Origin of the sequence: Acinetobacter calcoaceticus DSM 30006 = CIP 81.8 (genome assembly GCF_000368965.1) — a bacterium.
GTDB classification, from domain to species: Bacteria; Pseudomonadota; Gammaproteobacteria; order Pseudomonadales; family Moraxellaceae; genus Acinetobacter; species Acinetobacter calcoaceticus.
In genome coordinates this window covers 696,535-709,957 of record NZ_KB849780.1, presented here as the reverse complement: position 1 = coordinate 709,957, position 13,423 = coordinate 696,535, and the positions used below count along the sequence as shown (strand labels likewise).

Below are 13,423 nucleotides of genomic sequence, written 5' to 3'. Positions count from 1 at the left end.
CAAAAAAATTTAGTGAAAATTCCTATAAGTCACCCCTGTTTTACGTTACAAACCGCAACAATCATGTCACAATTGGTAATAATAATTAAATTAATAATCATTATCATTCACATCACATAAAAACCTGAGAAGATCTACCATGATCCATGAAAATATTCTCGACTGCATAGGTAAAACGCCACTATTACAATTATCAAGGCTATTCACGCATCAATCGATCTCAGTGATTGCGAAAATGGAATTGTTAAATCCAGGAGGAAGTATTAAAGACCGTCCAGCATTATTCATGCTACAGGAGGGCCTGAAATCTGGAGTAATTAATAAAGATAGTCATATTGTTGAAAGTTCTTCAGGAAACTTAGCCATCGCACTTGCAATGGCATGCAAAATATATGGATTAAAATTTACGGCCGTTATTGACCCGAAAATTGCTTCAGCAAACTTACAAATGTTGAAGCTTTACAAAGCCAATATCGAAATGGTCTCTGAAAAAGACCAAAACGGCGGTTATTTAAAAACCAGAATTGACACTGTAAAGCGGCTATGCCAACAACTGCCGAATGCTGTCTGGATTAATCAATATGCAAATCCAAACAACTGGAAAAGCCACTATTTTGGTGAAGCTGAAGAAATCCTAAATCAAATTGATCGCAAGATTGATTACCTCGTGATCGGGGCAAGCACCTCCGGCACGATTATGGGCGTGTCACGTCGCCTTAAAGAAAAGTTCCCAGAATTAAAAGTGATTGCAGTCGATATTGTCGGATCTGTCTTGTTTGGGGGTACGTCTGGTCCACGCGAAATTCCCGGTATTGGAGCAAGTACTGTCCCGCCTTTGCTCTCCCCCGATGAAATTGATGATGTCATTTATGTGGATGACTATGAATCGGCAGTCGGTTGCAGAGAACTTCTTGAACATGAAGGAATCTTTGCAGGTGGCTCAAGCGGCTCATCTATTTCAGCCATAAAAAAACTCATTCCAACCATTCCCGAAGGTTCATGCGTCTTAACGCTGCTGCCTGATCGAGGCGATCGTTATTTAGATCTCGTTTATGCAGATGAATGGTTCGAAATGATCAAGAAACGTCATTTCAATCGAAACTTACGACGTCAAGAAAACCTTACTTTACAAAATGTTGTTTAACCTTCTCCTTAGGACATATTCATGAGCAATTTGGCTACCCTTCGTTATCTTAGTCAATCAGATTTATTAAATCTTGGTGCAAATCATAGCAATTCATTTATTGAAGCGATTACTGAAGGTTTAACCCTCCATGCAAATAAACAATTTGTACAACCCTTAAAACCTTACCTCCGCTGGCAAGGTGCAGACCACATTGCTGACCGTATTATTGCAATGCCTTGCTATTTAGGTGGCAACGACCCGATTGCTGGAATCAAATGGATTGGTTCAAGACAACATAACCCTAAAAAATTCAATATTCCACGTGCCAGCGCACTGATTGTTCTGAATGACTCAGAAACGAATTACCCAGTCGCAGTGATGGAAGGCAGCTTAATTAGCGCAATGCGAACTGCTGCAATTACGGGTGTTTCGATTAAGTATCTAGCCAAAAAAGACTTTTCAGACATTACCGTGATTGGCTGCGGACCAATTGCTCAAATGCAGATTAAGACTGTGCTTGAACAATATGCTCAAGTGAAAAAAATACACTTATTTGATGTGAACCCTGAAGCGGCTGAAAAACTCAAAGCATTGTTCCTCTCAGAATATCCATATCTAGAAATTGAAATTCATGACAGTGCCAAGTCTGCGATTCAACAAGCAGATGTGCTTATTACCTGCACAGTTTCAGATAAACCTTACATCCCATTTGAATGGCTTAAAAAAGGCTGCTTTGTTTCAAATATTTCAATTATGGATATTGAGCCTGAAGTTTTCTTAAAAGTGGACAAAGTTATTGTGGACGACTGGGACCAATCAAATCGAGAAAAGAAAGTCATCAACGTACTGGTTGAAGATGGCTTATTCAGTCGTGAAAAACTGCATGCTGAACTTGGGGACATCATTATTGGTCATAAAAACGGCCGCGAACATGAAGATGAAATCATTTTGCTCAACCCAATGGGCATGGCGATTGATGACATTGTTTGCGCTAAATGGTTCTTCAATGCCGCACAAGAACAAAACGTTGGCACGGTTCTACCACTTTTATAAGAATAGGAATAACTAAAATGCTAGATCGGATTTACACAGCACAACTACAAAAAACAATAGATGCCCTCTACATGGAGAATTATGGAGATTTTAGAGATCATATTTCCTATAAAAAGCCTTATCTGGCAATCACTCTAAATGATGAGTTGGAACTCTATTTCAACTGTTTAAAAGTTGATGGTGTAAATCCTTTCTATGTTACTCAACCGGAAGTTTTGCTTCATAACCTCTCGAACAATACGACTTCTAAAATTTCTATTTCTGAAGTTTTTACCTATTTAACAAAAGCCTCTTGGTGGCCTTCACCGCATCATCAAAAAGCGATTGATTATTGGCTCGACAATTTAGTAACGGCTGAAAAAATCCCTCAGATTTTGCAGTCAGCACTTTCATTTTCCTCACCTTTAATTACAAGTGAATTGCTCTCTCTAGTTGCTGATCGTCCATTTCATCCTTTCGCCCACTCAAAAGGTGAACTTGCACCACTCACAACTCAAAAAGAGATTGAGGTGTATTGGTGGGCTTTTAAGAAAGATGACGTGATCAATAATATGGAATCGATTCCTCATAAAGAGCTTCTGTTATCAGAAGCTGAGGACAATCATATTACTGAAAAAATGGCCGAGCTTTCAGATGAATACTTAGCACTTCCTTTATTAGAGACTCAACATCGCTATTTAAAATTTGAAGAAAATAAGTATGACGGTATTGACCTGAACCATGTCACGACAATTGGTTTACCGACCTCATCCTTAAGAACCCTTATTCATAACGCAAACTCTAATCTGCATTTAAAACTATCAACGAATGCCAAAACATTAGGTGCGATCCGTTCTATGCCTGGACGTTATTTAATGAATGGTCATAGGGCATATGATTTTTTAAATGAAGTCATTAATGAAACTCCTTTAATAAAAAATCGACTCTTTTTGAGTAATGAAACGCATTGGTGGGTACTGGGTAAACAAGAGCACATTGTACAAAATTTAGGTGTAATCGGTTGCCAAGTCAGACATCTACCCGACTTTTGCCAAGATAAAAACGTCACCCCAATTACCATGTCGGCTTTAAGCTGTAATTATGTTGACCCTTGGGAAACTTTAGGCGTTGAAGGTGACAAATGGACATTATTAAAAGACTTAAGTGTTCATTTTATTCAAACATTCTTAACGCTTTGGTCGAAAGGAATCATGCCTGAATGCCATGGGCAAAACACTATGGTGTGTTATGAAAATAACAAGTTTAAATGCTTTATTTTACGTGACCACGATACCTTAAGAATATGTACACCAGCCATTGAAGAAAGTGGCTTCACACCTCCAACCTATACCATCGACACGAGTACGCCAAACAATCTTATCTTTAGTAAGAATGAAGACTTATTTAACTACTTCATCACATTAGGGATTCAAATTAACCTCTACCCGATTGCTTTAGCTACCTTGAAATATACAGATCGTACAGAAAGCGATTTCTGGGAAATGGTTCAAGACATTATTCATGATTTTGTAGAAACCCAACCGATTTCAGAGCATACAAAATCCCAGATTCAAACCTATCTTTTTGACAATAAGACTTGGCCGTTCAAACAGCTACTTACGCCGCTGTTAGCCCAAGCAAGTGATTCGACGGGAATGCCAAGCAAAATCGGAACCACGTCAAACCCTTATCAAAGCTTATCTATTTCTAGCTATGAGACCATGGATATCTAAATCATGCGCTCATCTCGCCTAGATCATTTCATTATTTTGCTCTGCCAGTTTTTTTCCACTTTCGGGCTCATGGTGCTTATTCCAATCATGCCGCTTTATATGGAAAAACTGACGGCGCATATGAGTGCTCCTACTATCTGGGCAGGTTTGGCACTCGCGGCTCCTGCAATTGGAAGCTTGTTTACAGCTCCAATTGTTGGCCAATTATCCGACACTTTTGGTCATAAGAAAGCGCTCCTACTTTCATTGGCTGGTTTTTGTATTTCAATACTACTCATGGCGAGCGCCCAGCATTTATTCGTATTTATTTTTGCGCGGATTCTACTTGGTTTTTGCGGTCTCTCAGTCATTTTGAATGCCTATGTTTCATATCTTTCTAATGAACAACAACGAGGTGCTGCTTTTGGGCAACTACAAAGTAGTGTTGCACTAGCTTGCCTATGTGGTCCAGTACTCGGAGGTATATTTATGGACCACTGGCGAGTTGAAATATTACTTAATGCAACTGCATTTATTGTAGTTACATTAATTGTGATCGCATCCTTTTTATTAGCCAATCCAGTTAAAACTGAGGCTGTAAAAAACAAAGAAAAATCTAAAATTCCAGACTTTTTTGATAGAACAATTTTTTCTTGGTTGAGTGCCGGCATCTTGGTGCAAGCTGGTGGTTTTGGTTTAGTTTCTTGCTTCGTTTTATATATTAGTGAAATAAGCCAAAACATTCACTCGTCGTTATCTGCTGCAAGTTTAACAGGCACAATCCATGCACTTTCATGGGGAGCTGCTTTTATTGCGGCAACCTATTGGGGAAAAAGAAATGATGATAAAGGAGATTCTTTTAATAACTTCGTTTACGCATCTTTAATTTGTGGCATCACGATTTTCGCGTTGATATGGGTTTCGAATCTCTGGCTCATTCTTATATTGCGGCTCATACAAGGTTTTTGCTTCGCAGCGCTTATTCCTTCGATCTTACACACAATTTCTCTAAAAGCTGGCACTCAAAGCCAAGGAAAAGTGATCGGCATTTCTAACAGTGCCTTTGTCTTAGGCCAACTTTTTGGTCCGATCACCATCACGCTTACCTACTCATTTTTCAATATTACAGCCGCATTAATCTGCACTTCTTTATTTTTTATTGGTGCGGGATTAGTGGTGATTTTGAATAGATTCTTAATGGATACAATTTTAGAAGAGGCACAAGAATGAACTCAATTATTACAACCGATGCATGGTCTTATAAACTTTTCGAACAGTACCTGAATACTTTCTTTCGTGAACTTAAAGTAGATCTTGAAGAGCACATTATCTCAGCCCAAGATTCTCCTTTATTCACAATATATGCGAAACAGCCTAACTCAATTTATTTTTCTTACACATTTAATGCGTCTAATACGATTGTTTATGGTGCAGTTCAATACTTCTCCACCACTGGCTATCATCGATATCAGCGTGGCTTTGCTCTGCAAAACTTAAGCGAAAATACATTTGACTCTCTAACTGATCCTAAAAATTTGGTGAAGCTCATTACAGATGAGTTAAATAGCCTATTCAAAGACAAAAACCAAAATAAGAATCTTTATTCCGATATTGCCAATAGTATCGAGAACACAAAATTCTTTTTAGAAAATAGACCATCCCAATCAGCAACTAAAGCTTTGAGTGGTTTTCAGGCTACTGAACAAGGCATGTTATATGGGCACCCTTTTCATGTGACCTCTAAAGCCAATTTAGGTTTTTCTAAAGAAGACATGAAAAAGTATAGCCCTGAATTAGGCGCAAGTTTCCAACTCCACTACTTCGCGGTTCATTCTTCTTTAATCGAAAAGCTAGTAAGTGAAGAACAGCCATCTCACCGTATTGAAGATGAAGTTTTAGAAACTGCAAAAGAACGTTTGCAAGAGAACTTAGCAAACTATGAGCTTATGCCGACCCACCCGTGGCAAGCCAATTTCTTGCTTCAACACGCGTCTTTAAAGAAATATTTAGACAGTCAAGAAATCATACATCTGGGTGCATTAGGTCAAACTGTATGGCCAACCTCATCCGTTCGTACGGTGTGGTTACCTCAATCCAACCTATTTTTAAAACTCTCAATTGATGTGCGAATTACCAGTTTCATTCGTAATAACCCAATGGATGAAATGGAAAGAGCGATTGATGCGAGCAAAATTATTATTAATCACAAGATTAATGAACAATATCCTGACCTTGTGATTCTGCCGGAATTAGAGGCAAAAACAGTCAAAATTCCAGAGCTTGAGAGTTCATTTGGCATTATTTATAGAGCTGGGCTCACACCTGAAGTATTAGAAAATACCAGAATGCTCGGTGGCTTGGTTGAAGAAAAAGAAAACAATGAAATCCCACTTTTAAGCTTTATTCAACAAGCAGCACCCAACCAAAATTTACAATCGAATGAAGCAAAAGACTTCATTACTTTTTGGTGGAAACAGTACGTTAAAGTTTCACTCATTCCATTAATTGAATTGTTTGCAAATAAAGGCATTAGCGTAGAAGCACACATGCAAAACAGTTTAATGGAATTTAAAAACGGCTATCCACACCGCCTCATTCTTCGAGATATGGAAGGCATTAGCATTGTTCCAGAAATGATAGAAGATGACTCATCTATTTCTGAAGATAGTACCGTTTGGTTCTCTCAAAAAGATGCATGGACCTTTTTAAAATATTACCTCGTGATCAATCACATTGCGCATCTCATCAGCGCAATTGCACGAGTTACCGTAATTGAAGAAAGCGAGCTATGGCAAGCAACACGCCTTACGCTCACTAAAGAAAGCTTTACCGATAAAGGTCAGCACTACCGCGATTTATTAATTAATTCACTCACACTACCAATCAAGGCAAATATGTTAAATACGCTCTACCACAGTGGTGGCAATCCAATCTGGATTGAAGTTGAAAATCCTATTTATAAATATCGCGGCGCAGAAGCCCTTTGCCCTCTTCAACCGACACAGCAAGCCAACTATAAGACTCTTGCAGAAAATCGCGTGATGGGCCAATTATTAGAAGCACTCATTTTTGAAAATACGTTTAAATATGAACTTTCTAAAGGTCAGATCAAGTTTTATATTTCCGATACAGTTTTCTATACATGCGCAGCTAAACGACATTTCAGCTTTAAACGAATTAAGTTAGATCCTTCAAGCTTAGTCCGTTCTGATATTACTTTAGGCGCTGAAACTCGTCCTAACTTAAAAATGCTACTTGCCGATCTAAAAAATATTATTGAAGCTGACCCAGTTAAATGGCAAAACTTTAATGATGAACTCAATTTAACTTACGTTAAACATGCGCAGACTTTGAGCCAAGCACCTGCCCAACCTTTAAGAACCTTACCTTATTTAGAACAAGAAGCACGGATTACCAATGCGCATTTATATCATCCAAGCTTTAAGTCTCGTATCGGCTTCGATTTAAAAGAAAACCAGAAATATGCACCAGAGCTTTCTGAAGGTTTTACGGTTAAATGGGTAGCGACTCATAACAGTTTATGTAAACTGGTTTTAAGTGAAACGATTAATTTAGAGCAGCTTTATAAACAGCATTTTTCAGAAAAAGATCTGCAAACAATTAGTGGCCAATTAAAAGATAACAATGTAGATTTTCAGGAATATATCCTCACTCCAATTCATCCATGGCAGTGGGATAAAATTATTGAATTATATTATCAAGATGCAATTAGCAACCAACTGCTCATTCCGTTGGATATTGAAGGTCCAACTTATTTACCACAGCAATCGATTCGAACCTTATCGAACATTAGTGATATCTCGGCGCTTTCTCTCAAGTTGGCAATGAACTTGGTCAATACCTCTACATCTCGCGTATTAGCACCACATACCGTTCAAAATGCTGCAAAAATGAGTGACTGGCTTTATAACATTGTTGAACAAGATCATATTTTAGAAAAGCATCGCAAGCCTGTCATTCTAAGAGAGATTGGCGGTCTTTCAGTTAACCAGCAAATTGCTTTACCTGTTCAATACGGCGCACTTGCCTGCATTTGGCGCGAAAGCATTTACAGTTACTTAAAAGAAGGTGAATCGGCAACTCCGGTAACTGGCCTCATGCAAGTCGACATTGACCAAAAGCCTCTCATTGATGAGTGGATTCAAGAATATGGTATCGAGTTCTGGTTAGAGAAATTACTCACGAATGCTTATTTACCTATCATGCATATTTTATGGTGCCATGGCTTAGCGTTAGAGTCACATGCCCAAAACATGGTACTGATTCATAAAAATGGCTTACCCGTTAAAGCTGCATTGAAAGATTTCCACGATGGGATTCGTTTTAGCCGTCATCTTTTACGCGAGCCAGACCTTCTACCAAATTTACAAGATGCGCCAAAAGAACATGCCAAGATTAATCCAAATTCATTTTTGGAAACCCATTCTCCAAATGAGTTAAGAGACTTTACTCAAGATGCACTTTGGTTTGTAAATTTGGCAGAGTTAGCGATTTTCTTAAATGAGCATTATGACTTCGATGAAATCAAATTCTGGACCATGTTAAGAACCATCATCAATCAGCACAAGGAAGCTCATCCAGAGTTTGCCGAGCGATATGAATTGTTTAACTTTACAGATGACACCATCGATATTGAACAGCTCGCAAGCCGCCGTTTCCTTCCGGAAATTCGCTTAAGAGTACAAACTACACCGAACCCGCTCAGCCTCATCAAGGAAATTGAATATGAATAAGCATTCGATTTCTTTTAAGAAACGAATAGCAAATGGCGAGACGCTCTACGGAATATTTTGTTCCGTAGCTTCTCCCATTAATGTTGAGCAACTGGCACTTGCGGGTTATGACTTTATTATTATCGACTTGGAACACACTTTATTTACCACGTCCCAAGTCGAGACCATGATTTTAGCCGCTAGAGCCATGAGTCTTGATGTTTTTGTCAGAGTTCCTCTAAGCGCTAACCATCTAGTACTACCTCTGCTCGATGCAGGGGTAACGGGTATTGTTTTCCCGCGTATTGAAAATGCCCAGCAGGCACAAGAAGCTGTGAATTATTGCCACTATATGCCGCTTGGGCAAAGAGGTCTTAACTCAACAAGATTAAATCGATATGGCATTGATGATTTAGCAAGTTTTGTTCAACAGGCAGCAAACGAGACGATTGTGGTTGCCATGATTGAAAGCTTAGAAGGACTAGAACAACTAGATGAAATTCTAAAAGTCGAAGGCATCGATATTATTCTTGAAGGTGCTGCCGACCTTTCCCAATCTATGGGAATGCCGTGGCAAACCAGCCATCCGAAGGTCAAAGAAAAAGTCCAAGAGATGTATATAAAGACTAGAAATAGCCAAAAGCATTTCTGCGCCATTCCCCGACAACCTGAAGATATCGCGGCGTGGAAACAACAGTCTGTTCAGCTTTTTGTACTCGGAGATGACCGAAGCATTATTCGCCGTGCCCATCAAAATCACCTAAATGCTTTTAAAGAAATCTAATCACTATTCAATTTTTTGGGGGAATAACTACCTATTCCCCTAATCTATTGAATAAAGTTCAAATATATTATTTTTTAGCAATGAACGATGTTGTTAACTACAATCATTCTCACTTATAATTCGGTCAATTTAAAATCACTCTCAGGGCGAGACAATGGGAAATAAGATAAAAAGTAATAAACTTTTTACGAGGAAGTCAGAAGTTAAAAATATCATTCCACTCCTTTCACTTGGTGGGGCCATTTTTCTTTCAAACTCGGCCTTTGCAGCCTCGTCTCCTGAGACAACAGATGCTGAAAAAAAGCCTGAAGCCCTTCCTACAATTACAATTACCGCTTCACGTGCAGATGAACTTTCTACTTCTGCTAAGCAAGTCACCAAGCTAGATGAAAAACAAATTGAACTTTTAAGAAATGGTTCATCTGGAAGTATCGCGACTGTATTAGCAAAAGCTGTACCGGGCCTGTCTGACTCAAGCCGTACTATTACAGATTACGGTCAAACTTTACGTGGTCGTAATGCTCTGATCTTGGTCGATGGCGTTCCAATGAACCTTACACGGGACACATCAAGAGGACTTTCCTCAATTGACCCTGAAAGCATTGCGAACATTGAAGTCATTCGAGGCAGTAACGCAATTTATGGTGGCGGTGCTGCGGGTGGTATTATTTCAATTACCACGAAAGCTGCGGGTGGTGAACCTACCGCAAAAACCGTCATTGGGCTACAAACACCTTTAACGAATTTCCGTTCTGATGCTTTGGGTGGAGATATTCACCAATATTTCACAGGCAGCTTTAACGCCTTTGATTATGCATTCGACTTTGGTTATCAACGTATTGGCAGCCCATACGATGCAAGTGGTGACCGTGTTGCACCTGAACCAAGTCAGGGCGACCTTTATGATTCTGATGGCTACAGCGTAGGTGGTAAGCTGGGTTACCATATTGATGACAATCAATATCTACAATTCGCTGCAAACTACTATAATGCAGAGCAAGACTCAGATTATGCATCTGATCCAAGTGTTAAAAAAGCTCCAGCTGGAACTGTACCAGCGAAAGCCATCAAAGGATTAAAGCTTAAAGACCAAAATAAAAATGAAAACCAGATCTACAATTTAACCTATACCAATAAAGACTTATTGGGTAATAAGGTTGATGCTCAAATTTATTACCGCGACTTCTTTACCCGTTTTTCACCATTTGATGCTCGTGGAAATGCGAACCGTGGCAAACAAGTCGACCAGATTTATCAAGAAAATAATGTACTCGGTAGCCGCTTAACTGTTACCACACCACTTGAGTTTTTAGGCGATACATCATTGGTTTGGGGTGGTGACTTCAGCCGTGAAAAAAGCGAAATGCCTTTAGATATTTTTGACCCTCAAATTTATGATCAATCAGGTGGTCTAGAATTTGTAAAAACTGGAAAGCTCATTTATTTACCCGAACTCACCACGCAAAGTGTTGGCGGTTTTATACAGTTAAAACACCGCTTTAATGACCAATGGTCAGCTGAAGCAGGTACACGCTATGAAGACAGCTATGCGCAAATTGATAGTTTTGTTCCATTATCACAATTAGGTAAGACCAACCCTTACACTGTTCCAGGCGGAAAAGTGAAAGCTGATGCATGGTTATACAATGCTAATGTGACCTTCTCTCCAAATGATCAAAACTCGATCTATGCATCGTTTAACCAAGGTTTTCAGTTGCCTGATGTCGGTTTGATTATCCGTAATGCTGGTGAAGGTTTTAACCTTGGCTCATCATTTTTAGAACCTGTAAAAGTTGATAACTACGAACTGGGCTGGAAAGGTAATTTCAATAACTTCTCATCAAGTTTAGCGGTATTCCACTCAACATCTGATCTTGGGGCTGTGCAATCTTTCAACAATGGTCTGGTGCTTGCTAGAACAAAAGAAAAAGTAACTGGTGTTGAAGCAACTGTTGACTATCTTAATGATGCAAATGTTTGGGGAACTGGTGGTAGTGTAACGTGGATGAAGGGGCGCGAAACACCTCAAGGCAGTGATACAGACCGTGATATGACGGGCTTCCGTATTCCCCCATTAAAACTCACAGCTTACGTTTCTTATAGCCCAACTGAAACTTGGACCAACCGCCTGCAAGCAACATACTTCGGTTCAGAAGATTACCGCTTGAATGGTGTAAATGGCTTTGGTCGCTATGATGTGAAGTCTTACACAACAGCCGATTTAATCAGTAGCTTTGCGCTTAACAAGAAAGACACTGTGACGATTGGTTTAGAAAACATGTTTAACCGTAAGTACTACCCGCTTTATAGCCAATTATTAAGAACGAGCGATAACACTAGTCATTTGGTGGCAAATGGGGCAACGCTTAAAGTTTCTTATAGCCATAAATGGTAATTAAAAATTAGATAGAATGTGCCACAAAAAAGGAGATCTATACGGTCTCCTTTTTTTATTTAAAAATTATTTAAGCTTTATCTTCTTTTCTTTGTCGACTTGAAACCAACTGTCGGGACTACCCTAGCTTTCTACCAGAAATTTTGTTAACTTGATTTTGTTACACATTCAAGATGTAATTTTCTCCCAACACTTTCAACATCGTGTTTATGAAACTCAATTCATGCATGTGGCTTTAGTAATATTTTTAAGGGGAAATCATAATGGAAATTTCACATCGAGAAATTTATGCGCTTGTAGACATTAATAATTGTTATGTCAGTTGTGAGCGACTATTCAACCCCAGACTTATTGGTTTGCCTGTTGTGGTACTTTCTAACAACGATGGATGCGTTGTATCACGTAGCGAAGAAGCAAAAGACTTAGGTATAAAGATGGCAACCCCATGGTATCAAATTGAAGAGGAAGCTCTCCAAGCAGGCGTACACGTCTATTCAAGCAACTACACTTTATATGCCGAGATGTCTCGTCGCTTTTTTTCGGTTCTTGGGGAGTTTTTCTCATCCGATGATTTAGAGGCTTACTCTATTGATGAGTGCTTTATCCGCCTTACCCCTTACCTCCAATCTCTAGATATCGATTCTTATTGTGGCAAAGTCGTAGAAACGCTAGATGAATGGTTAAGCCTACCTTGCTGTATTGGCATTGGATATTCAAAAACTCAGGCCAAGTTAGCCAATCACTATGCCAAAAAAATTAAAAGCTTTAATAGGATATGTAATTTCACTACTTTAGATCCCCTGCTACTTGAAGACCTCATGCAACAAACTTCCGTCAAAGAAGTGTGGGGAATTGGCTATCAATTGGTCAAACAACTACGAAGCTATGAGATTTATTCATGCCTAGACTTAACTTTTGCCAATGAATACCATCTAGCCAAAGCTTTTTCTGTGGTTATGGCACGTACTATTCGTGAGCTAAAAGGCCAATCCTGCATTCAACTTGATGATCCTGCCATCCTAACAAAACGAATTTTAGCATCACGAAGTTTCGCTCAAGCTTTATCCAACATTGAGATTATTAAACAGGCGCTTATCTTTCATCTCAATCGTGCTCATCGGCGTTTAATGAAACAAGAACAACTCTGTGCGTGCATTCAAGTCATGCTTTATGAAAAAACAGATAAACCACCTTATAAAAAAGCATCATCTCAAGCAATTGGCTTAACTTATGCAACAGATGATCTATGTATCTTAACCAAAGCAGCAATGCAACAAATTGATGTTTTATATAAAGAAAATAAAAAATACATTAAGATTGGAGTTTTATTTTGTGGTTTGCACGCCCGCCAACATCATATTGATGATTTATGGCAACCTCTTGAGTTGATCCAGCAAAGACAACAACTCATGAAAACACTAAGTACAGTCCGTAATCGATTCGGTAGTCACTATTTACAAGTGGGCTATCATTCGCGCAGCCCATCTTGGCATATGAAACAATGCCATCGTTCAAAAAACTATCTAACCCGATGGAATGAGCTACTCGTAATTGAAGAGAACTCTACAGCCGTTACACAAAATACATGAACTGTTTTTGTCAATTCAGTTTAAAATAAGCTTCATTAAATTACTTGAAATT

General features: G+C 38.9%; 8 protein-coding genes. All 8 read left to right on the top strand.

Annotated features, from left to right (window positions below; genetic code table 11):
• Positions 1-139: 139 nt before the first annotated feature.
• The 8 genes from sbnA (at position 140) to F936_RS08215 (ending at position 13,371) form a co-directional block, all read left to right on the top strand.
• Positions 140-1,144 (top strand): 2,3-diaminopropionate biosynthesis protein SbnA, encoded by a 1,005-nt coding sequence (gene sbnA / locus F936_RS08250; protein ID WP_003652249.1) that lies wholly within the window; start codon positions 140-142, stop codon positions 1,142-1,144.
• Positions 1,145-1,165: 21 nt separating this feature from the next.
• A complete protein-coding gene (sbnB, locus tag F936_RS08245; RefSeq protein ID WP_005046582.1) occupies positions 1,166-2,179 on the top strand; it encodes a 2,3-diaminopropionate biosynthesis protein SbnB in 1,014 nt (337 codons plus the stop codon).
• Positions 2,180-2,250: 71 nt separating this feature from the next.
• Positions 2,251-3,891, top strand: coding sequence for an IucA/IucC family protein (locus F936_RS08240; RefSeq protein WP_080595411.1), 1,641 nt, complete (start codon positions 2,251-2,253; stop codon positions 3,889-3,891).
• Positions 3,892-3,894: 3 nt separating this feature from the next.
• The gene (locus F936_RS08235) at positions 3,895-5,100 is read left to right on the top strand and encodes an MFS transporter (RefSeq protein ID WP_005046575.1); all 1,206 of its coding nucleotides are present in this window, start codon (positions 3,895-3,897) and stop codon (positions 5,098-5,100) included.
• Positions 5,097-8,624 (top strand): IucA/IucC family protein, encoded by a 3,528-nt coding sequence (locus tag F936_RS08230; RefSeq protein WP_005046571.1) that lies wholly within the window; start codon positions 5,097-5,099, stop codon positions 8,622-8,624. Before F936_RS08235 ends, F936_RS08230 begins: the two co-directional genes overlap by 4 nt.
• The gene (locus F936_RS08225; protein WP_005046569.1) at positions 8,617-9,387 is read left to right on the top strand and encodes an HpcH/HpaI aldolase family protein; all 771 of its coding nucleotides are present in this window, start codon (positions 8,617-8,619) and stop codon (positions 9,385-9,387) included. The genes F936_RS08230 and F936_RS08225 overlap by 8 nt, the downstream gene beginning before the upstream one ends.
• Before the next feature lie 154 nt (positions 9,388-9,541).
• The gene (locus F936_RS08220; RefSeq protein ID WP_005046568.1) at positions 9,542-11,782 is read left to right on the top strand and encodes a TonB-dependent receptor; all 2,241 of its coding nucleotides are present in this window, start codon (positions 9,542-9,544) and stop codon (positions 11,780-11,782) included.
• A gap of 263 nt (positions 11,783-12,045) precedes the next feature.
• The gene (locus tag F936_RS08215; protein WP_005046566.1) at positions 12,046-13,371 is read left to right on the top strand and encodes a Y-family DNA polymerase; all 1,326 of its coding nucleotides are present in this window, start codon (positions 12,046-12,048) and stop codon (positions 13,369-13,371) included.
• The last annotated feature ends 52 nt before the right edge of the window (positions 13,372-13,423 follow it).

Coding starts and splice junctions, on each gene's coding strand:
- F936_RS08240 (WP_080595411.1), top strand. CDS start 2,251: ATGGAGAATTATGGAGATTTTAGAGATCATATTTCCTATAAAAAGCCT.
- sbnA (WP_003652249.1), top strand. CDS start 140: ATGATCCATGAAAATATTCTCGACTGCATAGGTAAAACGCCACTATTA.
- F936_RS08230 (WP_005046571.1), top strand. CDS start 5,097: ATGAACTCAATTATTACAACCGATGCATGGTCTTATAAACTTTTCGAA.
- F936_RS08220 (WP_005046568.1), top strand. CDS start 9,542: ATGGGAAATAAGATAAAAAGTAATAAACTTTTTACGAGGAAGTCAGAA.
- F936_RS08225 (WP_005046569.1), top strand. CDS start 8,617: ATGAATAAGCATTCGATTTCTTTTAAGAAACGAATAGCAAATGGCGAG.
- sbnB (WP_005046582.1), top strand. CDS start 1,166: ATGAGCAATTTGGCTACCCTTCGTTATCTTAGTCAATCAGATTTATTA.
- F936_RS08235 (WP_005046575.1), top strand. CDS start 3,895: ATGCGCTCATCTCGCCTAGATCATTTCATTATTTTGCTCTGCCAGTTT.
- F936_RS08215 (WP_005046566.1), top strand. CDS start 12,046: ATGGAAATTTCACATCGAGAAATTTATGCGCTTGTAGACATTAATAAT.